Raw genomic sequence first — 21,661 nt, 5'->3', positions numbered from 1 at the left:
GAGTAGAAGCTAGGATATCGGTATTCAGGATCCAGGAGATCGACCGATGGCGTGGGCGAGGACGACGGCGCTGGTCGCGGGCGCTGCAGTGGTGGCGGGCTCCGCCGATGCGCAACAGCGCCAGCAGGTGACGGGCCCAGTGGCGACCTACTGGATGAGCGCTCAGACGAACACCGGCTTCGGGGCTGGGATGATGGGCGGCGGCGGACGGCCGAACATGGGCGCTATGATGGGCGCGATCATGGGCGGGGGCTCGAACGTCTCCAAGACTCTGACCCTGCAGCTCGGCTCCTCGCGTAAGCCGGCGGGCGAACCCGCCGCCGAGCACCTGCCGCCGGCGGCTCTGCGCACCGGAACCTCCCTACCGCTGTTGACCCCCAGGGCCCAACCGCGCCAGCCGGTGGAGGAGGATCGCGAGCCGATCCCCCGCGATTTCCAGAAGCCGCGCGGCCGGATGCTGATCTTCTGGGGCTGCGGCGAGCGGGCCGGCCCCGGCCAGCCGCTGGTCATAGACTTCGCCCAATTGGCGGCCGGCCGGGCGCCCGCAGGGATGGAGGCCTTGAGCCGCGGCTTCGGCGTCACGCCGCACCAGCCGCCCTCCCCCTCGCGCAACGCCACCTATGGCGAATGGCCCAACGAGCGCACCCGCACCCAGGTGCCCGCCGCCGGGTCCCTGGTGGGCGACCACGCCGTCCGAGGCAACTACGCCCCCGAGATCCGGTTCGCCCTGGCCCAGAACCAGGACTTCCTGGGCGCCTTGAACCTGACCCGCAACGAGGTGGGGCGCACGGGCGCCGGCCAGCTCGCCTGGAACGCCCTTCCCAACGCCCGCGGCTATATGGCGACCGCCATCGGCGGCGGCGACAACGACACGGTGGCCATGTGGACCTCCTCGGAGATCCAAGGCTCGGCCTTCGCCCTGCCGGAGTACCTGTCCAACGGCGACATCGAACGGCTGGTCGCCTCTAAGGCCCTGATGGCGCCGGCCACGACCAGCTGCGCCATCCCGCGGGAAATGGTCCAGGCCGCCCCCAACGCCATGATCCAGCTCGCCGCCTATGGCGGAGAGCACAACATCTCCTATCCGCCGCGCCCGGCGGATCCGAAGACGCCCTGGAACATCGAGTGGGAGGTCAAGGTCCGCTACAGGTCCGCCACCGGCGGGATCCTTGGCATGGACATGCCCGGCATGGGCGACGCCTCGACCGAGGACGACCCCGCGGCGCGCCAACCCCAGCAGCCGAGCGTCGGCGGCGCCATCCTGCGCGGCGTCCTCGGCGGCCGCCGGCCAGGAACCTGACGCCGCGACGGGCGCGCCGTGCGAAAAATCCTCGCGCACCGGCTTGCGCTCCGCCCGATCCCCGACTAGGTTCCGCGCCCTCGCCGCAAGGCGGTGCGCGCCCGTAGCTCAGCTGGATAGAGCATCAGACTACGAATCTGAGGGTCGGACGTTCGAATCGTTCCGGGCGCGCCATTTTCCCCTTTAGAAATAGTATGTTGCGTGGTGATCGGCTCCATCTATCCACGCCCTGAGGCCCTTCTTCCCAAGGCCGCGGAGGGATTTTGCGTGAGTCTATTCCGCAGTTGTCTTTGATGGTGCAACTGGGTCGTGAGCTGGCGCCCGCGCGCGACCAGCGTGCCAAGCGCCCCGCCGCATTTGAGCGGGTAAGGCCCGCACCAGAGCCAGGAAGTACGAGGACACAGGCGTTTAGGCCCGTCCCATCTTCAATGAGCCCGAGCAGTCCTGACGAAGCGGCCGTCGCCCCCGGTTTCCGATTCCCTTATCGTACGCGAGCGCTGCTTACGCTCGCGCAACACGTCTCCAGCCCCCCGCCTACAGCCAGCGCGGCGCGGACCAGCCGGCGGCGGCGATGAGGCTGATGAGGGCCAGGCCGCCTTCGAACATGCCGAAGGCGGCGATGTAGAGGATCGGGCTGTCGGCCATCAGCGTGGGATCGACGGCGATCAGGACGATGGCGGCGACCACGCATCCCGCCGCCCCGCCCAGCGCCGCCTTGGCGCGCCAGAGCGGCGGGCGGCCGGCCACCCGGCGGGCGAAGCCGACCAGGGCCACTGCGATCGCCAGGAATCCGACCGCGACAAGGGTCATCCCGAGCCTCCCCTAGAACAGGAACCGCGCCACCAGGCGCCCGTCATAGACTTCGTAGTCGTCCCGCATCTCGCCCCCGGCCTCGACGGCGAAGTCGAAGTACCGGCCCTGGCCGCGCAGGGCGAGGCGCACAACGCCGCCGCCGCCCGAGAGTTCCGGCGCCGCCAGGGTGAATGAGGGGCCTCCGGCGACGAAGCGGGCGGTCGTGACGTCCGCTCCGTCGCCGGACACCTGCCGCCATCCGGCCGTGAGTTCGGGAACCCAGACCCAGGCGCTCTCCTCGCCGAAGCGGGCGCCGAACGTCAGGCCGGCGAAGGCGGCAAGTTGGGAGCTCGAGCGATCCTCGATGACGAGGTTCATGGCCTCGCCGCCGCCCCGTTCGGTGCGGCCGTCCTCCTTGAACAGGAAGTAGTCGGCGACCACGTTGGGCCGGACGTAGAACGATCCGGCGCTGAGGGTGTAGCCCAGGCTTCCCCGGGCGGAGAAGGTCGCCCCATTCCAATCGGACTTCGCCTCGCGCTGGACCCCGGCGTCGACGTCGACGAGCGTCCGCTTGCTCTTCAGCCAGGCGTAACCGCCGGTCATCGACAGGCTGGCCTGGAAGGCGCCAGCGTTCTCCCGCCAGTAGACGCCGGCGGAGAAGACCGACCCGGTCAGGGATTCGGCTGCAGAGGCGCCGCTCTCGTCCACATTGACGTTGGCGAAGCTGGTCAGGAGGCCGAGCGTGCCCAGGCTGGTGTCGGGCGCCTCCACCCCGCCGGCGAGGCCGAAGCCGTCGGCGTCGTACTTGGCCGACCGGGCGAGATCGCGCCGCACCAGGAAGGCGATCTCCTGGGTCCAGACCCGCAGGCCGTCGCGCGAGAGCAGCGGCTGCTCCTCGTCCACGGCCCGGCCCGCGGCTTCCGAGGCGGCGGCCAGAGCGTGGAACAGCCCGCCGTGATAGTCGGGCAGGAACTGGTCGTAGAGGGCGGCGAAGCTCGCCTCGTCGGTCTTGGCCAGCAGGGCGTCGCGCACGCCGGCGTCGCGGTCGAAGTTGGCGTAGACCGCGTCGAAGGCCGAAGCCTCGGCCGCGTTCAAGCCCATTTCGGTCGTGGTGCGCCGGCGAACGTCGGCGACGACGGCGTTCTGGGCGGAATCGACCCGGAGCTCGGCCTTGTAAAGCCAGGGCGTCTCGCCCACCAGGCCCTGGTCCAGGGTTCCGGCGTTCAGGGTTCCGGCCTTCACCAGGGTGAAGCTCGCAGGGTCTTCCAGCTTGGAGGCGAACCGCAGGCCGAGCTTGGCGCCTGAGGCGATGTCGGCAGTCCCGGAGACGTCGAAGCGGGTCGATTTGCCGCCAGACGGGTCGGCGGTGAAGACCACCTCGCTCTCCGCTCCCAGGCCCAGGCTGGTCAGATTGACCGTCTCGGCGTTGGTGGCGGTCAGCCGGCCCTTGCCCATGGAGACGGCGAGTCCGCCGCCCGCGTCGGTCAGGGCGCCGGTCATCTTGGCGCCGCCGTCGATGATCAGCAGATCGGCGCCCGAGCCGAAGGCCACCGCGCCGGTCAGCGTGCCGGCGGTCAGCTCCAGGCGCGCCGAGCCCGATCCGAACAGCACGTCGCCGACGATGGCCGGCGTCACCTCGTCGCTGGCGTTGGCCACCTGGCGGACGGTGACGCCGTCGGTGTTGGCGCGCAGGTCGAGCGCCACCGCCCGGCCGGTGATCTCGTCCGAGGAGGTGAAGCCGGCGGAGATGGTGCGGGCGTTGACGATGTCACGCAGGGAGCCCGAAGCGTCGAGGATCGCCGTCGCGTTCCCCTTCGCCCCGGTGATCGAGGCGGTGATCGCGCCGGAATTGTAGAGGGTGGTCAGGGAGGCGCCGGCGTCGAGCTGAATCGCGCGGACATCGACGGCGTCGCTGGCGGTCGCCGCGGCCTGGATGGTTCCGTCCGCGTTCACGAAGGCGGGCGTGGAGGCCCCCGCGCCGAAGCGGATCGCCGTGGCGCCGGCCTTCACCGCGGTGGCCGTCACCGAGCCGGTCACCCGCACCCCGCCGTCCACCCGCACCTCGCCGCCGAGACCGCCGAGCTGGATCGCCGTGGCCGTGACGCCGTCATAGACGCCCGAACCCTGCACCGAGCCCTTGATGTTCAGCCCCACGGCGTCGACGCCGGTTCCGCCGATCCCGATCCGCACGTCGCGGCTGTCGGATCCCACCAGGATTGCAGGCGCCGAGCCGATGGAGGTCACCGAGCCGGTGGCCTGCGACGCGTCGGCCACGCCGTCGCCGTCCTCGTCGTCGTTGTCCGGGTCGAGATCCGCCGGCGGCTTGGAGACCACGATCCCGCCGGCCACATCGCCGCGCACCCGGACGGCCGGCCCGCCGATCAGCAGGTCGTCGGCGTCAAGCTTGGAGGTGTCGCTCGGCCGGCTGGTGTAGCGGAAGCCTGTGGCGGTGATGGCCGAACCCAACACCAGCCGCCCGCCCACGTCGTCGTCGGTGGCGACGGCCACGGAGTCGGCGCCCTGGGCGGTGACTGCGCCGGTGATGAGGATGTCGCCGCCCACCGTGCTCGCCGCGTGCACGCCGTAGCTGCGGTCGCCCGTCACGGCGACGGCGCCGCCGGCCCGGATGGCGCCGACCACCGCCGTCTCGGCCGAGATCCCGGCCGAATCGTTGCCTTCGATCCCGATCGAGCCGCCCGTCTGGATCACCGAGCCGTCGAAAGCGCCCGGCCCCACGATCCGCACGCCGAACCGCCGCGCCCCGGTGGCGAAGGGCCCGTCGTTGTCGCCATCGCCGTCAGAATCCTTGATCTCGGTGGATTCATCGATGGTGATCGTGCCGGAAAGGCGTACGTCCCCGGTCGCGCCGCCCACCGCCAGGATCCCCGTGGCGTCGTTGACGTCCTGGATCTTGATCGTCCCCTCGAGGTTCACGCTGTGGTTCGAGTTCAGGGTGATCGCCGCTCCGGCCGAGGTCGGGTTGACCGCCCCGTCGCTCGAGACCCGGATGCTGTCGCCGACCGTCGCGGTCGCGACCGGCGTCGTGGTGGTTGTGGAGATGACGGTCTCGGCGTGAGCCGCCCCCGCCGCGAGGCAAAAGGGGGAGGCGGCGGCGAGCAGGACGTGGCGAAGGGACATGGTCGCTCCGGACTCCGAAAGAATGGACGCGCAGCGCCGCCCACCGCCTGATATGGTGACGACTAGGGCTTATACGTCGCGTAATTATTTGTTTCGTTCTTACTGTACATACCCGCCCCCGGCGCCGCAAGATGGCTTGGCGGCGTCGGCGCCGAGAACAGGCGAAGGAGTATGAGATCATGCCCAGAAGCGCGGCGGATCCGGCGAAGGCCGCGGTCACCAAGGGGTTGCGCCAGGAAGCCGGCCGCTGGCTGAAGGCCGCGCGCGAGGCCGCGGGCCTGACCCAGGCCGAACTGGCCGAGCAGGTGGGCTTGCGCTATTACACCTTCGTCTCGCAGGTGGAGAGCGGGCTTGGACGGGTGCCCATCGAGGCCCAGGGCGCCTGGGCGGCGGCGGTCGGCCATGATCCGGCCCAATTCGCACGCACCTTGCTGAGATATTATGAGCCGGAGCTGCACCGGCTCCTGTTCGGGGACGCCGCCGAGGATGCGCCGCGCGCACGCCAGGCGGGACGGGGTTAGGGGTCCGGCTCTCGTATGACCAACGTCGTGCCGTTCACGCCGAAGGCGTCTGTCGGAGGCGGTTGGACCGCCGCCGAACGCGCGCGGCTGGCGGACCTGGCCGAGCGGCTGGCCGCCCAGTACGGCGGCAAGGTGGAGGCGGTCTGCGGCGTCAGCGACGCAGGCGATCCCTGGTGCGCGATCAAGGACGAGAACGAGGAGATTCTGATCCACGTCGCCCGGATCGACGGGCAATTCGTGATTCATGACGCGGCGGCCGACGCCGTGGAGGAAGGCGAGACCCTGTGGGGCGCCTGCGACCGACTGCTGGGCGCGGCGTGGCGCGATCCCCGGGAAGAGGTCGTGGTGCCGCTGAGCCACCGGCAGGCCCATTCGGTGATCGCCCTCGCCCTGGCGGTCGCCTTCATCTACGACATCCAGGAATCCGAGGCCGCCGCGGCCGATACGCCGCCCCTGGCGGAGGCCGAAGCCGAGGGCGCGAGCCCCGTCGCGCCGCCGGAACCGCACGATGCGGCCGAGGCGGGCCGGCCCGACCTGCTGGCCGCTCACCACGGCGATCCCGCCACGCGCCACGCCGCCCCGATGGAGACGGCGGCGCCTTCCGACGACGGTCCTGCGGCCGCGCCTACCGACGAGGCGCTGGCCACTCGCGGTGAGGACGGCGAGCTAGCGGCAGCCTACGACATCCCAGAGATCGAGTTGACCGCGGCCGCGACGGCCGAAGCGGCGCCGGACGCCGGACGCGTGATCTACGGGACCGAGGGCGCCGATACGCTGCAGGGCGGGTCCGGCCGCGACATACTGCACGGCGGCGGCGGCGACGACAGCCTGGCCGGCGGCGAAGGCGCGGACGTGCTGCTGGGCGGCGCCGGCGCCGACACCCTGGACGGCGGCGGCGCGCCGGAGGGCGAGTTCGACGTCCTCGACGGCGGCGAAGGCGACGACGTCATCCTGATGAGCCACGACGTCGTCGCCCAGGGCGGAGACGGCGCCGACACCTTCGTCTTCCATGGGCGCCCGCCCCCGAACGGGAGCCTGCTGGGCGTCATCCTCGACTTCCGGGAAGAGCACGGCGACCGGTTCGTATTCGAGCGAGGAGGCGCCACCGTCACCCGGGTGGCGGAGAACCAGACCCTGACTCTGCCGCCGAACACCCAGGGCTTCAGCCCTTCCGGCACGCTCACGGGCACGCAGGTGTGGGTGGATCTGGACGGCGACGGCGTCGCCGACGGCCACATCTTTCTGGCCGGCGTGTTCGGCCGCACGCCGCCGGGCCTGGGCGGCCCGCACGCCGCAGCGAGCGAGACGCCGGACGGATCGTTCCTGCTGAGCTGAGCCCTACCCCGCGATGGCGGCGGCGTCGCGATCGCCCGTGCGGATCCGCATCGCCTGTTCCAGGTCCAGCACGAAGATCTTGCCGTCGCCGATCTTGCCCGTGTTGGCCGTTCGGGCCACGGCCTCCACCACCGCATTCACGATGTCGCTGGGGACGGCGATCTCCAGCTTCACCTTGGGCAGCAGCTTCACCTCGTACTCGGCCCCGCGATAGACCTCGGTCTTGCCGCGCTGACGGCCATAGCCGCGCACCTCGGTCACCGTCAGCCCCGAAGCCCCGGCCTCGGTGACGGCCTCCAGGACCGCGTCGAGACGGCTGGGCTTGATCACGGCGACGATCATCTTCATGGCGCTGCTCCGAGACTGCGTAAGCAAAATCCACGGCGAGGCTAGGGCGTTCCGCAGCCGGCTCCAAGCCCGCGGCTAAGCTTCCTCCGACGGCGCCCGCGAAACAGGCGCCCGGCCGGCCGGCGCCGGGCTGGGCGCAAGCGCAGGGCGCGGCGCTCGCGCCCGCACGCGCATCGCCCGCGGCTTGACGGCGAAGCTCTGCTTCACCGCCTCTGTGAACACGATCCCGGCGAAGCCCGGCCACAGGCGCGAGCCGGCCTGCTCGAACCCTTCAGCCCAGCCCGCCATCCATCCCACTGGCGGAACATAGAGCGCGCGGGTCCAGCCGGTGGGCTCCAGCTCGGCCTCGCGCAGCAGGTCGGCGAGCTGGCTGCGGGTGTAGGGGCGTCCGTGGCCGAAGGGAGTCTTCTCGGCGTTGGCCCACAGGCCGTTGCGTGCGGCGGTGGCGACCACCAGCCGCCCGGAGGGGGCGAGCACGCGCCAGACCTCCCGCAGCAGGGCCAGTGGATCGGGGCTCTCCTCCAGGGCGTGAACGGCAAGGATGCGGTCGAAGAAGGCGTTGGGGAACGGCAGGGCGTCTTCCGCCGTGAGGCAGGCGCGGTTGCCGGCGGCGTTGGGCCAGATCTCCACCCCCTGCTGGGCGGGCATGGCCGCCACGACACGGCGCGCGGCGATCTCGATATCCCCCAGGAACGGCGTGGCGTAGCCGAGCGCCAGTACGTCCAGCCCGTGAGCGTCGGCCCAGGTCTCCTCCACCTTGCGCGCCACCATCTCGCGCGCCGCCGCGCCCAGGCGCGAGGCGTAGAACTGCCGAAGCTCGAGGACGTCGCGGCGCATGCAAGACCCTGCCTATCCTCGACTTGTGGGCGCCCGCGCCTTAAATCGCAAGGGTGTCGAAGATCGCCGGGAGGCCCGCCTGTGACCGTCACCGTCCACCAGTTCCCCTGCCTGTCCGACAATTACGGCTTCCTGGTCCGCGACGACGCCACGGGGCTGGCGGCCTGCGTCGACACCCCGGATGCCGGCGCCATTCTGCGGGAGCTGAAGGCGCTCGGCTGGAAGCTCGACCTTATCCTCAACACCCACTGGCACCCGGACCATGCGGGCGGCAACGCCGAGATCAAGGCCGCCACCGGCGCGACCGTCGTAGGCCCCCAGGAGGTGGAGCGCCTGGGCCAGGCGCCCGACCGCATCGTGAGCGGCGGCGATGCGGTGATGCTGGGCCGGACGCAGTTCGAGGTGATCGAGTCCGGCGGCCACACCCTGGGCCACGTCGCCTATTTCGATGCGGCCGACAAGGTCGCCTTCGTGGGCGACACGCTGTTCGCCCTGGGCTGCGGCCGCCTCTTCGAAGGGGCCCCCGAGCAGATGTGGGCGAGCCTGCAGCGTCTGGCCGCCCTGCCGGACGAGACCACCGTCTATTGTGCGCATGAATACACCGCGTCCAACGCTCGCTTCGCCCTTTCGGTGGACGACGATCCGGCGCTGAAGGCTCGAACGGACGAGATCTTCGCGGCGCGCGAGCGGGGCGAGCCGACGGTGCCGACCAGCATCGGCTTGGAAAAGGCCACCAACCCCTTCCTGCGCGCGCCACGACTCGCGCCGAAGATGGGCCTGGTCGGCGTTCCCGATCACCAGGCCTTCGCCGCCGTGCGTCAGGCGAAGGACGCCTTCAAGGGCTGAGGCCGGGGGCTGCTGCGTGGGCGCTAGCTCAGCACCACAACAGCATCGGGCAGTTCGTTGGGATTATCGCCCGGGCGGGCGGGGAAGTGCTCCGAGAGGATCTCGGCGCACTGGTCTATGGCCTGTTCGAACCCTTCGACGGGCCGCTTCAGCTTGAAGCCGGCCACCAGGCGGGCCATCGCGCCTTCCCAGACCACCGGCTCGACCTTCTCCGAAATACCGTCATCGGCCACCAGTTCGGCCATGTGCTCGGCGACGGAGATATAGATCAGCACGCCGGTGCGCTCGCGCGTGGCCGCCAGGTTCTTCGACATGAACAGCTCGCGTGCGCGCCGGCGGACACGATCCTGCTTCAGCATCCGGGGCGTCACGAACCGCCGGATCGGCGGGATGGCGGTGAACAGCGCCACGGCGATGAACAGCGCGCCCTGCAAAAGGATTGCGCCGCCGAGCGCCCCCCTCGCCGCCTGTTCGGCGGCCGCGGCCATCTGCGCCGCCGTCCAGCCGTCGCCCATCAGTTCCGGCGCGGTCACGTGAACCCCGCCGGCCAAGAGGATCGCCGGCGCCACGAGCGCTGCGGCGCCGGCCCAGGCGAGCGGCACCTCCCGGTAGTCCGAGGATTCCGACGCCACCACGCAGTAGATTTCGCCGGAGGTGCGGGTCTCGGCCTGGCGAACGGCCTGTTCGATCCGCTTTCGGTCTGCGTCCGTCAGCATCCTACCATCTCCCCGAAGCCCCGCCGCCGCCGAAGGAGCCGCCGCCGCCGCTAAACCCGCCGCCGCCAAAGCCGCCGCCCCGGCCCCCGCGCCCTCCTCCGCCGCCGCCTGAGAGCAGCAGCGGCAGCAGCCACCACAGCGAACGTCGCCGGCCGCGCGGCGAGAACGCGCCCAGCACGCCGCCGATCAGCCAGAACACGATCAATATGATGAAGATCGCCGGTATGCCGATGGAGGAGTCGCTCGACTGCCGACTCGACTGCGCAGCGATCGCACGGGCCTCGTCCTCCGGCAGGGAGAGCTGGCGCACGATGGCCTCGGTCCCAGCCAGGACGCCGGCTTCCATGTCCCCACGCCGGAAGGCGGGCAGAATCTGCTCCTGGATAATCAGGCTGGAGAGCGCATCGGTGAGGATCGGCTCCAGCCCATAGCCCACCTCAATCCGCACCGCGCGTTCGGCAGGCGCCACGATCAGCAGCACCCCGTCGTCGCGGTCCTTGTCGCCGATCCCCCAGGCCCGGCCGAGCTGGTAGCCGTAGTCCTCAATGGGATAGCCCTGCAGGTCCTTTAGGGTGACGACGACCGCTTGGCGTCCCGTCTGGGCTTCGAGGCTCGCCAGACGTTCGGTGATCTGCGTTTCGGCCTGGGGCGACAACAGGTTCGCCTGATCGACCACCCGCCCGGTCAGGGGCGGGAACTTGGGCGCGGCTAAGGCGAGCCCCGCGGCCAGGACGAGGCCGAGGACCGCCAGGGCGAAGGCGCCGAGCGGTCCTGCGCGCCGCATCACGGGTTGGCCGGGGCCGGCGCCGTGACGGGCGGGGCTTGGGCCGGCGGGCTGGCGCCGAAGTCGACCGTCGGCGCCGACTGGGCCGCGGCGCTGGCCTGGAAGGTCTGCATCGGCTTGGCCCAGCGATGCACCGTGCCGGCCCAGAGCGCGCCGGGGAAGGTGCGAATCTCGGTGTTGTAGTCGCGCACCGCCTCGTTGTAGTCGCGCCGGGCGATGGAGATGCGGTTCTCCGTCCCCTCCAGCTGGCTCTGCAGGGCCAGGAAGTTCTGGTTCGACTTCAGGTCGGGATAGCGTTCCTGGATCATCATGAGGCGGCCGAGCACGCCCGACAGCCGGTCCTGGGCCTCGGCGTAGCGCTGGAAGGCTTCCGGATCGGTGATGGTCGAGGCGTCGACCTGCACCTGGGTGGCCGAGGCCCGCGCCTGGGTCACCTCGGTCAGCACCTGCCGCTCCTGAGCGGCGTAGCCTCGCACCGTCTCCACGAGGTTCGGGATCAGGTCGGCCCGGCGCTGATACTGGTTCTGCACCTCCGCCCAGGCGGCCTTGGCTCGCTCGTCCTTGGTGGGGATGGTGTTGATCCCGCAGGCGGCGAGCAGCATCGGCGCCAGCAGGATCACGGCGACGCGCGCGAAGCGATTGCGAAGTCTGGTCAAGTGAGGGACTCCCCCGATGCAGCCGAACCCGACATGGTGGAGATTATGTGGCCTGCGCCTTGATGCAACGCAATCCACAGCCGACGGCTTGAGGGCGAGCGGCGCAGAGGCGAAGTAGGGGCGCCCGTTCAACGGCAGGATCCCCGCATGCCCGAACCCCGCCCCTACTATTCCGACAAGGGCCTGTCGGCCGCCTTCTACGATCTGATCACCGCCCAGGACGCCAGCCTGGCCGGCGATGTCGAGCTCTATGCGAGCCTGGCGCCGGCCGGGGGCTCAGTGCTGGAGCTGGGGACCGGAACGGGGCGGGTCGCCTTCGCCCTGGCGGAGAAGGGCCTGTCGGTCCTGGGCCTCGACATCGCCCCCAGCATGCTGGCCCAGGCGCAGACCAAGCATGCCCTCAGGGGTCCGGACCTCGCGGCCCGCATCCGGTTCCGGCGCGGGGACATGACCGCCCTGCAGCTCGACGAAAGCTTCGATCTCGTGATCTGCCCCTTCTTCGGCCTGGCGCACCTGCCGGCGGGCGCGGCCTGGCGCAACGTCTTTACAGGCGTCGCGGGGGCCCTGAAGCCGGGCGGCAAGGCGGCCTTCCACCTGCCTCGGGCGGAGAGCCTGGCCGGCCCGGCGCCGCCGCGCGAGCGCGCGGTGCTGCAGGTCTCCGTGGACGACGCCGGTCGCCGGCTTTCGATCTTCGTCCACGAACGGAAGGCCAAGGCGGCCATCGGCCGTTTCGACCAAGTGGTCGACTATGTGCTGACCGACGCGCGCGGCCGCGAGGAGCGCCGCTCGCGCGAGCGCCTGACCTACTATGTCGCCGATCCGCGCCCCTTCGCAGAAGCCGCGGGCCTGAGGCTGGAGGGCGCGCCCACGCCCTTGGGCGGGGTGGGCGAGGTGCATGTCTTTGCGAAACCTTAGGCCGCAGCGGCCTGCGGTTCCGGGCTCCGCGGCAGCGGTTTCAGGCCGAACAGCGGGCGCAGCAGGGTCACCCGGCGCACGATCTCGTAGGTGGCGAAGCAGGCCGCAAAGGTCACGAAGATCAGGATCGCCGCCTCCAGCGCCTGGTTCAGACCCAGCTTGGCCAGATGGTGGCCGGCGGCGACGATCACCGTCTGGTGGACGATGTAGAAGGGGAAAACGCTGAGCGTCAGATAGGTCAGCACCGGCCCGCCCCGGGTCAAGTGCCTGGCGCCGAAGCCCAGCACGGCGGCGATGGCGCACCATTGCTGCAGCACATAGCCGCCCTGCCGCGCCCACCAGAGCCAGGCCGCTCCCTCCCCGCGCGGCGTAAGGGCGAGCCCCGCATAGAGGCCGTAGCCGGCGACGGCGAGAACGAGCGCGGGCCAGCGCAGGCGGATGAACCTCGCCTTCAGGGGCTCCGACTTGGCGATCAGGAAGCCAAACAGGAAGGCCGAGAAGGAGAGCGCATGGGTGTACCAGTCGTCGACCAGGGCATGGGTGACCCCGAAGATCGGCGCCAGGCTCCAGCGGACCAGGGCGAGGAACAGGAGCGGCCAGAGGATCAGGCCCCAGCCGTCCAGCCCGCGCTCCAGCACGCCACCGAGGCGCTCGAAGGGGCGGCGCGCGAAGGCGAGCACGCCGGCGAGGACCAGGCTGTAGACGAACAGATAGGCCACGAACCACATGTGATTGTAGGTCGGCGTGATCAGGCAGCCGTCCGCGTCGCACCAGTTCCCGCTGGCGGTGACGTACTTGCCGTAGAACTCGGCGAACGAACCGGCGAACCCAGCCTGCTCCACCACCTCGTAATAGCTCTGCGGCGGCACGATCACGAAGATCGCCAGCAGCAGGGGCGGCAACAGGCGCGCGGTCCGCGCCCGGGCCAGACCCGCGGCGCTCGCCTTGTCGGCCATGAAGCGGGTGGCCGCGCCGGACACCAGGAAGAGCAGGGTCAGCCGCCAGGGATTCGTGGCCATCATGACCGGAGCCAGCCATTCCACCGGCTGCGGCGTCTTCACGTGCCAGTCCCACGGCACATAGAAAATGCCCACGTGGTAGAGGATCAGGAGGAAGAAGGCGCCCACCCGGATCCAGTCCAGATCGGGGCGGCGTTCGGAAGCGGCGGTCGTCATGGTCGAGTCTCGTAATTCGCAGCGCCAATGACTTGCAATCGGCCGGGACCGCGGGAAAGTCGGCGGGGGTTTCCGGCGAAGCGGCGGGGACGAACGGGGACGCAGGCGTGACGAGCGGCGAACGATCCGGGACGAACGGGATCTTCTGGCGCGCCCTGCCGATCTTCGCAGCGGCGGTCGGGGCGCTGAACCTCGTCAACGCCCTCAGCCGGATGCACGACGATCCGGAGGTCCAATGGATTGTCCCGGTGGTTTGCGAGGCGACCAGCGCGGCGACCGCCATCGCCGCCATCTGGATCGGCTGGATGGCCTATCGCATCGCCCCGCCCGACAGCCGCCCGATCTGGCGCGTGGCGGCCGTGCACGCAGGCGGGTTGATGGCGTTCGCCACCTTCCATGTCGGCGGCTTCTACCTGCTGCGCCGACTGATCTTCGGCGTCCTGAATGTGCCCTTCAGCTACGACCTGGCCGGCAATTTCCTCTACGAGCTGCGCAAGGACGCCCTCGGCTACGCCATCGGCATGGCGGCCTTCTGGGCGATGACGCGCATCTTCGGAACGCCGCCAGCCGCCGGAACCGCGGAACCGGCTACTTTCGACATCCGGGACGGCGCCCGGCTGGTGCGGGTGAGGCTGGACGAGGTCCTGGCCGTCACCTCGGCCGGCAACTATGTAGAGTTCGTCCTGGCCGACGGGCGTAAGGCGTTGATGCGCTCGCCGCTCGCCGCCATCGAGGCCGAGCTGGCGCCTCGGGGCTTCGTACGCACCCACCGCTCCTGGCTGGTGAACGCCGCGCGCGTCACCGAGCTGCGGCCTGAGCGGTCGGGCGACTACATGGTTCGCCTCGGCGCCACGGAGGCCCCGCTCTCGCGCCGGTTCCCCGAGGCGCTCGCGATTCTGAAGGCGGGTTAGCGACGCACAGCGGCCGTGGCGTCGCGCACCGGCCGGAACTCCGAGTCCGCCTTCCAATTCGGCCAGACGCCGGGTTCGGCCAGGCGGCGTCCCATCTCGTGAAACAGAGCCACATCCTGGGCCGCGCCGCGCAGGTCCCAGTCCGCCGACCAGGCGTCGCAGGTCTTGTGATAGCAGTTGGCGGTGTAGTCGCCGACCCACCGCTCGCCCGCCTCGCGACCGCCCGCGATCAGGTCCTGCCCCCCACCCAGAGCCATCAGCAGCAGCACAGGAACCCCCCGGCGAGCGAGCGAGAAATGATCGGCGCGATAGAAGAGCGCGCGCTCCGGATGGGCGTCGGGCGTCACGGTGCGGTTCTGACCCGCCGCCGCCTGGGCCAGCAGATCCTCCAGCTCGTTCTGGCCGGCGCCGATCAGCACCACGTCCCGCGCAGGGCCCACAGGCTGCAGCACGTCCAGCGTCAGGTTCGCGGCCATGGTCTCCAGCGGCACGGTCGGATGCACGCCGAAATATTCCGAACCCAGCAGGCCGCGCTCCTCGGCCGTCCAGGCGGCGAAGACCAGGGTGCGCGGCGGCGGCGGGGCCGCCTTGAACGCGCGCGCGATCTCCATCACTCCGGCCACGCCGATGGCGTCGTCCAGGGCGCCCGGCCGCACCCTGCGCCCTTGCGCGTCGGGCGCGCCGAGCCCGTAGGCGTCCCAGTGGGCGGCGAACACCACGCTTTCCGTGGGCCGCGCGGCGCCCGTGATCTTGCCGATCACGTTTCGGCTGACGAGCCTGGCATGCTCCACCGGCACGTCGGCTGAAAGGGTCACGCCCTCCAGCGCCACCGGCCGGAAGTCCGCACGCCGGGCCGCCACCTTCAGGGCCTCGAAGTCGAGGCCGGCGTCGCCGAAGAGCTCGACCGCCGCCTCGCGCGTGATCCAGCCCTGCAGCGCCGCCTTGTCCTTGGCCGGATCGGCGCGGACGATGTCGAAGGCCTCGCCGTTGGAAGCGATCACCGTCGACCAGCCGTAGCCCGCGCCGGGCGCCTCGTGGACGATCAGGGCGCCCAGCGCGCCGCGGCGGGCGGCCTCCTCCCACTTATAGGTCCAGCGGGCGTAGTAGGTGGCCGCCTGGCCGCCGAACCTGCCGGCCACGGGCTCGCCCGGCCCGGCCTCGAAGTCCGGGTCGTTGATCAGGAAGACGGCGACCTTGCCCGCAAGGTCGACCCCCTTGTAGTCGTCCCAGTCGCGCTCCGGCGCGGACACGCCGTACCCGACGAAGACCAGCGGGGCCTGGGAGATCGTCACCCGGTCGACGGGCCGCTGGAGGGTGACGGAGATGTCCTGGTTGCGCGCCAGCGGCCGCGAGAGCCCGCCGACCTCGAAGGCGAAGATCGAGGGATCCTTCACCTGGAAGCGGACCAGGGGCACGTCCTGGAGGAAGGTCCCGTTCTCCCCGGCCGGCTCGAGGCCCAGCGCGGTGAACTCGCGCACCAGGTACTCGACGGTCTTCGCCTCCCCCGCCGAACCCGGAGACCGGCCTTCGAACTCATCCGAGGCCATGACCTTGACCATGTCGGACAGCCGCTGCGGATCGATCGGCCCGGAATCCTGGGCCTGAACGGCGGTGGCGAGAAGGATGGATAGGGCGGCGGCCGCAAACAGGCGCATGGGGGAGCTCCAAAACAGGAGCGCATGTTAGCGGACGGCCGAGCGCGGTGTCCCCTTCCCGCTTATCCCCGCGAAGGGTCAGGCCGGCGCAGGTTCAGGTTCGCGTCGCGAATTCCGAATCCCCTGTGGCCGCCACCGCCTGGTCGTCGAACGAGGCGTGGGCGGAGGTGTAGAGCCGGGCGTAGAGGCCGCCGGTCGCCATCAGCGCGTCGTGGTTCCCCTGCTCCAGGATCCTGCCCTGCTGCAGCACGATGATGCGGTCGGCGTCGCGGATGGTGGCCAGGCGGTGGGCGATGACCATGCAGGTGCGCCCGGCGAACAGCACCTTCAGCGCCTTCTGGATCGCCTGCTCGGTGAAGGAGTCGATATTGGCCGTGGCCTCGTCGAGGATCAGGATCTGCGGGTCGGCCACCAGCGCGCGGGCGAAGGAGATCAGCTGCCGCTGGCCCATGGAGATGTTGCGCCCTCGCTGGCCGAGCTTGGTCTGGTAGCCGTCCGGCAGGCGCATGATGAAGTCGTGGGCCGAGACCGCCTTGGCGGCGGCGATCACGTCTTCGGTCGTCGCGTGCTCGGTGTTGTAGCGGATGTTCTCCTCGATCGTGCCGGTGAAGAGGAACGGCTCCTGCAACACCATGCCGATGGTGCGGCCAAGCGAATCCAGGGTCACGTCGCGAACGTCGCGGCCGCCCACCAGCACCTGACCCTGGTCGACCTCGTAGAAGCGATGGGTGAGCGCGATGATCGAGGTCTTGCCAGAGCCCGTGGGGCCGACCAGGGCCACCACTTCCTTCGGCTTCACGGTGAAGCTGACGTCGTGCAGCACCGGCCGGGCGGGATCGTAGCCGAAGGTCACGTTGCGGAATTCCACCGTGGCCGGCGCATCCTGCAGGGGGGTCGCATCCGGCCTGTCGGCGATGGTCACCTGCACGTCGAGCACTTCGAAGATGCGATGCGCCGCGGCCATGGCGCGCTGCATGATCGTGTACTGCATGGAGAGCATGCGCACAGGATCGAAGAAGCGCTGCACATAGAAGATGAAGGCCACCATCACCCCCACCTCGAGCCTGCCGCCCAGCACCGCATTGCCGCCGACCACGATGACGATGGCCATGGCGAGCCCGGTGAGCACGTCGACGGTCGGCACCATGATCTGGCTCATCCAGGAGGCGCCGGTCTGGGCCTTGAAGTTCTCGTACGCCTTCTCCCGGTAGAGCTCGAAGTTCAGCGCCTCGCGGCGGGTTTCCTGGACCGTGCGGACGCCGTTGATGTTCTCGGCCAGCGCCGAATTGGCGGTGGAGGAGGCGTCGCGCGCCTGGCGGAAGGTCTTCTTGGAGAAGGGCAGCCAGATCGCCCGCACGGCGATGAGCGCCGGCAGGACGGTGAGGGTCAGCAGCCCCAGCTGCGGGTCCATGGCCACCAGCACCGCCGCGATCCCCACCAGCATCACGAAGTCGCCGATGGCGCCGGTGGAGCTTTCCAGGAACTCCTGCAGGGCGTTCACGTCGCCCTGCAGTCGGGCCATCATGCGGCCGACGTGGGTCTTGTCCATGAAGGAGAGCGAGACGTCCTGCAGGTGCTCGAACATCTTGCGGCGGATGTCGAAGATCACCCGCTGGGCGAGCCTGGCCGACAGCCACTGCTCCAGGAAGAAGACAGTGGCGTAGACCGCCACCAGGCCGGCGAAGGCCGCCAGCGTGGCGTCGAGCGCCGCGCCGTCGCCGGCGACGGCGGCGTCCACCGCCCGGCCGATGAGGGCGGGGATGGTCACCACCGAGGCGGCCGAAACCAGCACCGCGACCACGGCGGCCGCGAAGGCCTTTCGGTGCGGCCGGAGGAACGCCAGGAAGCGGCGGGCGACCTTGGTGTCGAAGGTCCCGAAGATGTCCTCCCCCTCCGAGGAGCCCAGGGAGGCTCGGGGCGCGCGAGGTTCAGCGGCGAGGTCGCTCATGCCTCAGGCCTCCTCCCTTTCGCGGACGGGTGTCTCGTCCAGGGTTTCGGCGCGGGTCTGCAGGGCGTAGAGGTCGGCGTAGACGCCGCCCTGGGCCACCAGTTCTGCATGGGTCCCGCGCTCGACGATCCGGCCCTCGTCCAGCACCAGGATCTCGTCGGCGTGCATCAGGGACGACAGGCGATGCGCGATGATCAGGGTCGCCTTGGCCTTTGTCTCGTGGGCCAGGTTGTCACGCACCCGCCGCTCGGTGACCGCGTCGATTGCCGCGGTGGAATCGTCGAAGATCATGATCCCCGGCCCCGGCACCACGCCGCGGGCGATGCTCATGCGCTGGCGCTGGCCGCCGGAAAGCGCGACGCCACGCTCGCCCACCCGGGTGTCGTAGGCGGCGGGCAGGGCGGCGATGTGCTCGTGGATCTGGGCTACCTTGGCCGCGCCCGTGATCCGCTCGTCCTCCGCCCAGGGATCGGCATAGGCGAGATTGTGGCCGACCGAGGCGTCGAACAGGAACGCCTCCTGCTGGACCAGGCCGACATATTCCCTCAGCGAGGCCAGGGTGACCTCGCGGATGTCCTTGTCGTCGATGGTGATCGCGCCCTCGGTCACGTCGTAGAAGCGTGGGATCAGGTTGGCGAGGCTGGACTTGCCGCTGCCCGGCGGACCGACGACGCCCAGCGTCTTCCCGGGCGCGATCTCGAACGAGACGTCCTGCAGGATCGGCTTGCCGCCCGGCTCGTAGGCGAAGGAGACCCTGTCGAATTTCAGCACGCCCCGCGTCGGGACGAGGGGCCGCGCGCCCGGCGCGTCCGCGATCTCGGGTTCGAGGTCCAGCACTTCGAACACTCGCGCGCCCGACGAGGTGGCGCGGGCGGCGGAGTTGAAGATCATGGCGATCTGCCGGATCGGCGTCTGCAGCAGCGTCATGTAGGTGAGGAATTCGGTCAGCTTGCCCGCGGTCATGGCGCCGTCGACCACCTTGTGGCCGCCGTACCAGAGCATCAGCCCCATCGACCCGTAGAACGAGACCGTCATCACCGAGACGCCGCGGAAGCGCAGGGTGATGCGCTTGTAGGCGAACTGCAGGGCGTCCATGGAGGCGCGGTCGAACTTGGCGAGTTCGAATTCCTTGCCGGCGAAGGCGCGAACCACGCGGATGCCCTGGAGATTCTCCTCCATGGTCAGAGTCAGCACCGCCATCAGCTCCTGCACCCGCAGCCAGGTGACCCGCAGGAGGAAGCCCATCCGCGCCAGCGCCCAGCCGGCGACCGGCACGAAGGCGAGGCCCAGCAGCCCCAGCACGAAGTCGGTCGACAGCATCATGTAGCCGGCGAAGCCGAGCAGCAGGGCGAGCGTCAGCGCCTGCATCATGCCGTTCTGGATGAAGACTCGGGCGCCCTCCAGGTCCAGCATCCCGCGGGCCACAAGGTCGCCGGAGTGGATGCGGTCGTGGAAGCCGAAGGACAGGCGCTGCAGCTGTTGGAAGAACTTCAGCCGCAGGTCGTAGGCGACCTGCTGGCTCACATATTCGCCCTGGTAGCCGGCGTACATGGTGAGCAGACCGCGGACGACGGTGGCGGCGAGGACCAGCAGGGCGGTGGTCCAGAGCGCCCCTTGCGCCTCCGCCGCCTGCGCGGCGCCCGCAGCCAGCATGGCCTGGGCGTGGTCCACCGCCTGGCCGAACAGGCGCGGCAGGGTGAGGCTCGCCACCGCCGAACCCAGCGAGCAGCCGATGGCGAGCGCCATGCGGCGGGGATAGCGCATCGCGAGCGCCGCGATCCGCTGCAGCACGCGCGGCATCTGGCGGACATCGACCCTGATCGAAGCGGAGTCGGTCGGCTCCGCACCCCGCCGGGAGGGGGGAGAATCACCCATTACGCGTTCCATTTCCGAGTATGGAACTCATTGTGAACGCGGCCGGCGCCGCGCGCCAGACTTGTTTTGACGCAACGGACAAATGCGCGGGTTGTGGCGAAGCTTCAGTCGCGGTCGCCGGCCAGCACCGCCTCCCGGTGCCTCAGGGCCGCCGCCGCGGGCATGGCCGACCAGCCCTGCAGCAGCGATCCGCGTCCCCAGGGCGGCGAGAAATACTCCACCGCGCCCATCCAGCCCTTTTCCAGACAGGTTTCCCACCAGCGGACCAGTGGATAGCGCCAGCCCGGCAGGCCGCGGCGCAGGCGTTCCTCCGCATAGAGGCCGTCGAGCCAGGGCCAGTCGGCGCCGTTGTGGTAGCGGAAGGCGAAGGCGCTCTTCGACCGCACGTCCTCGCGATGCTTGAAGGGCGGATAGGCGCACATCACCCCCCAGTCGCCGAACGCCTGATCGCCATTGTGGCGGGTTTCCAGATGACGGCGTACGGCGTCGAGCACCTCGCGCGCCTTGTCCGGCGGCACGGCGTCGTAGCGCAGCAGGGTCAGGCTATCGAGCGTCAGGTGGTCCTCCAGCGCCGGCTCGACGCTGGAGAGGCCTTCGGGCGAAATGTAGTCGGCGTACCAGCCGTCCGATCGCCAGAGCTCGCGGGCGATAGCCTCCCGGGCGTGCTCGGCGGCTTCGCTGGCGGGGGCGACGAGGTCGGGCTCCAACTTGCCGGCCAGGCGGCAGATGGTCTCCAAGGCCCCCACCCACAGGCCAAGGTCGTAAGCCACATAGCCGCCGCGATAGACGTTGTCGGCCCAGTCGCGATCATGCCGCGGCTTCACCGGCAGTCCACCTTCGGTCAGGTCGCGATAGCGCTCGAAGATCCCCTTGATCAGCGGCCAGTGCCGCTCGGCCGGCTCCAGGTCGTCGGTGGCGCGCACGTAATCGCCGATGGTCAGGACGAAGAAGAGCGGCGAGTCGAAGTGATCGCTCCACCAGTCGACCGACCGGGTGTGAATCCAGTCCATGCCGAAGGCGGTGGTTCGAAGGGTCTCCCAGGCGTGGGCCTGTTCGGGCCCCGAGACGATGACGCCGGAGGGCGCCTCGCCGTCCGGCTGGACGCCGGAGGCCAGGATCTCGATCTGCTCGTGGACGATGGCTGGCTGCAGGTCGAGCAGGAGCTGCAAGGTCCAGTAGCCGTCGCGGTAATAGGTCCGGGCCGGCGTCGAATAGTGAAGCCCGGCGGCCAGGCCGTCGAACCGGCCGCGGTCGTCGCGCCGGATGGCCGAGAGCGCAGCATGCACGCCCTGCATGACCATGGAGCGCATCAGCGGGTCGGCTTCCGGCATCAGATCGCAGTGGGCGGCGTAGGCCGCGCCCTCGGCGATGATGGTCTCGATGCGGAAGTGCAGGGCGCGTTCGGCCTCCGAGCGGTCGGCGCCGGCCGCGACGATCAGGTTCTCGCCGCGCTGCTCGATCAGCACCACGGCCCAGGGCAGCTCGACGCAGCGGACCGCACCCTCGCGGAGGACCCGGGCGCGCGCATGATGGACCTTGTCCCAGGCGGCGCACTTCCGCGCCGGAGAAAAGCCGCGGTAGCGGGCGCCGCAGAGCACCATCACCGGCGCTTCCTGGGCCACATGGAACCCGCCCTCGGGCGCGGAGAGCCCATTGGGGAAATAGACGTGGGGGCCGCCCAACGGGTCGAACCGCAGCCGCCCCAGGGAACCGGCCCCCCACAGCGCCAGGTCGGCCCAGCCGTCGGGGTTCAGCTCGCCCTGCAGCCGAGGAGCCATGAACGGCAGGACGACGGCGGTCTCGCCTTCCACCCGGCCGTCGGCGCGGGCCTTCAAGAGCGGTGGCGTCAAGGGACCTCTCCTGCGGCGGTTTCAGGCTTGGTACGACGAAGAGCGGAACGCGGAAACCT

Annotated in this window: 18 protein-coding genes and 1 tRNA gene; 7 read left to right on the top strand and 12 right to left on the bottom strand. The window is 70.2% G+C overall.

Annotated elements, in window-relative coordinates; all coding sequences use genetic code 11:
- Nucleotides 1-46: 46 nt before the first annotated feature.
- Both ACK41C_RS07975 and ACK41C_RS07970 read left to right on the top strand, forming a co-directional pair.
- Nucleotides 47-1,300 (top strand): hypothetical protein, encoded by a 1,254-nt coding sequence (locus ACK41C_RS07975; RefSeq protein WP_409652505.1) that lies wholly within the window; start codon nt 47-49, stop codon nt 1,298-1,300.
- 97 nt (nt 1,301-1,397) lie between these two features.
- Nucleotides 1,398-1,474: transfer RNA gene (locus ACK41C_RS07970), tRNA-Arg, on the top strand.
- Nucleotides 1,475-1,834: 360 nt separating this feature from the next.
- On the opposite strand, the gene ACK41C_RS07965 is transcribed toward ACK41C_RS07970, so the two are convergent.
- Both ACK41C_RS07965 and ACK41C_RS07960 read right to left on the bottom strand, forming a co-directional pair.
- Complete coding sequence (locus ACK41C_RS07965; RefSeq protein ID WP_409652502.1) at nt 1,835-2,110, bottom strand: hypothetical protein; 276 nt, start codon at nt 2,108-2,110, stop codon at nt 1,835-1,837.
- A 12-nt stretch (nt 2,111-2,122) separates the two neighbouring features.
- Entirely contained in the window at nt 2,123-5,230 is a 3,108-nt protein-coding gene (locus tag ACK41C_RS07960) for an autotransporter domain-containing protein (RefSeq protein WP_409652500.1), read from the bottom strand.
- A 179-nt stretch (nt 5,231-5,409) separates the two neighbouring features.
- Between ACK41C_RS07960 and ACK41C_RS07955 the strand changes: the two genes are divergently transcribed.
- Together ACK41C_RS07955 and ACK41C_RS07950 are read left to right on the top strand one after the other, a co-directional pair.
- On the top strand, nt 5,410-5,751 hold the full coding sequence (locus ACK41C_RS07955) for a helix-turn-helix domain-containing protein (RefSeq protein ID WP_409652497.1): 342 nt from the start codon (nt 5,410-5,412) through the stop codon (nt 5,749-5,751).
- 15 nt (nt 5,752-5,766) lie between these two features.
- Complete coding sequence (locus tag ACK41C_RS07950) at nt 5,767-7,086, top strand: hypothetical protein (protein WP_409652495.1); 1,320 nt, start codon at nt 5,767-5,769, stop codon at nt 7,084-7,086.
- A gap of 3 nt (nt 7,087-7,089) precedes the next feature.
- On the opposite strand, the gene ACK41C_RS07945 is transcribed toward ACK41C_RS07950, so the two are convergent.
- Together ACK41C_RS07945 and ACK41C_RS07940 are read right to left on the bottom strand one after the other, a co-directional pair.
- Nucleotides 7,090-7,434 carry a P-II family nitrogen regulator gene (locus ACK41C_RS07945; protein ID WP_409652492.1) on the bottom strand — a complete coding sequence of 115 codons (345 nt, stop codon included), beginning with the start codon at nt 7,432-7,434 and terminating at the stop codon, nt 7,090-7,092.
- A 75-nt stretch (nt 7,435-7,509) separates the two neighbouring features.
- Nucleotides 7,510-8,271 (bottom strand): class I SAM-dependent methyltransferase, encoded by a 762-nt coding sequence (locus ACK41C_RS07940; RefSeq protein WP_409652489.1) that lies wholly within the window; start codon nt 8,269-8,271, stop codon nt 7,510-7,512.
- A gap of 81 nt (nt 8,272-8,352) precedes the next feature.
- Between ACK41C_RS07940 and gloB the strand changes: the two genes are divergently transcribed.
- Nucleotides 8,353-9,117 (top strand): hydroxyacylglutathione hydrolase, encoded by a 765-nt coding sequence (gene gloB / locus ACK41C_RS07935; protein ID WP_409652487.1) that lies wholly within the window; start codon nt 8,353-8,355, stop codon nt 9,115-9,117.
- A 23-nt stretch (nt 9,118-9,140) separates the two neighbouring features.
- On the opposite strand, the gene ACK41C_RS07930 is transcribed toward gloB, so the two are convergent.
- From ACK41C_RS07930 to ACK41C_RS07920, 3 genes are read right to left on the bottom strand one after another with little or no spacing between them, the layout of a single operon-like run.
- Complete coding sequence (locus ACK41C_RS07930) at nt 9,141-9,833, bottom strand: TPM domain-containing protein (RefSeq protein ID WP_409652485.1); 693 nt, start codon at nt 9,831-9,833, stop codon at nt 9,141-9,143.
- 1 nt (nt 9,834) lies between these two features.
- The gene (locus ACK41C_RS07925) at nt 9,835-10,617 is read right to left on the bottom strand and encodes a TPM domain-containing protein (RefSeq protein WP_409652482.1); all 783 of its coding nucleotides are present in this window, start codon (nt 10,615-10,617) and stop codon (nt 9,835-9,837) included.
- Nucleotides 10,617-11,219 (bottom strand): LemA family protein, encoded by a 603-nt coding sequence (locus ACK41C_RS07920; RefSeq protein ID WP_409653958.1) that lies wholly within the window; start codon nt 11,217-11,219, stop codon nt 10,617-10,619. The genes ACK41C_RS07925 and ACK41C_RS07920 overlap by 1 nt, the downstream gene beginning before the upstream one ends.
- A 201-nt stretch (nt 11,220-11,420) precedes the next feature.
- Between ACK41C_RS07920 and ACK41C_RS07915 the strand changes: the two genes are divergently transcribed.
- The gene (locus ACK41C_RS07915) at nt 11,421-12,188 is read left to right on the top strand and encodes a class I SAM-dependent methyltransferase (RefSeq protein WP_409652480.1); all 768 of its coding nucleotides are present in this window, start codon (nt 11,421-11,423) and stop codon (nt 12,186-12,188) included.
- Here ACK41C_RS07915 and ACK41C_RS07910 read toward each other — a convergent pair.
- Nucleotides 12,185-13,363: an acyltransferase family protein gene (locus tag ACK41C_RS07910; protein ID WP_409652478.1), complete on the bottom strand. Its 1,179-nt coding sequence runs from the start codon at nt 13,361-13,363 to the stop codon at nt 12,185-12,187. The two genes, ACK41C_RS07915 and ACK41C_RS07910, sit on opposite strands and share 4 nt — an antisense overlap.
- 107 nt (nt 13,364-13,470) lie before the next feature.
- Here ACK41C_RS07910 and ACK41C_RS07905 point away from each other — a divergent pair, with 107 nt between their 5' ends.
- Nucleotides 13,471-14,274, top strand: coding sequence for a LytTR family DNA-binding domain-containing protein (locus ACK41C_RS07905; protein WP_409652475.1), 804 nt, complete (start codon nt 13,471-13,473; stop codon nt 14,272-14,274).
- Here ACK41C_RS07905 and ACK41C_RS07900 read toward each other — a convergent pair.
- The 4 genes from ACK41C_RS07900 to ACK41C_RS07885 form a co-directional block, all read right to left on the bottom strand.
- The gene (locus ACK41C_RS07900) at nt 14,271-15,929 is read right to left on the bottom strand and encodes a M28 family metallopeptidase (protein ID WP_409652473.1); all 1,659 of its coding nucleotides are present in this window, start codon (nt 15,927-15,929) and stop codon (nt 14,271-14,273) included. The genes ACK41C_RS07905 and ACK41C_RS07900 overlap by 4 nt on opposite strands.
- 94 nt (nt 15,930-16,023) lie before the next feature.
- Nucleotides 16,024-17,877, bottom strand: a complete 1,854-nt coding sequence (locus tag ACK41C_RS07895) for an ABC transporter ATP-binding protein (RefSeq protein WP_409652471.1) — start codon at nt 17,875-17,877, stop codon at nt 16,024-16,026.
- 3 nt (nt 17,878-17,880) lie between these two features.
- Nucleotides 17,881-19,752 (bottom strand): ABC transporter ATP-binding protein, encoded by a 1,872-nt coding sequence (locus tag ACK41C_RS07890; protein ID WP_409652469.1) that lies wholly within the window; start codon nt 19,750-19,752, stop codon nt 17,881-17,883.
- Nucleotides 19,753-19,856: 104 nt separating this feature from the next.
- Nucleotides 19,857-21,602 carry a GH116 family glycosyl hydrolase gene (locus tag ACK41C_RS07885; RefSeq protein WP_409652466.1) on the bottom strand — a complete coding sequence of 582 codons (1,746 nt, stop codon included), beginning with the start codon at nt 21,600-21,602 and terminating at the stop codon, nt 19,857-19,859.
- Between the last annotated feature and the right edge of the window lie 59 nt (nt 21,603-21,661).

The sequence above is a fragment of the Phenylobacterium sp. genome (assembly GCF_046290725.1).
GTDB lineage: Bacteria > Pseudomonadota > Alphaproteobacteria > Caulobacterales > Caulobacteraceae > Phenylobacterium.
The sequence above is the reverse complement of the archived record's forward strand: the minus strand, read 5'-3'. Positions and strand labels throughout refer to the sequence as shown.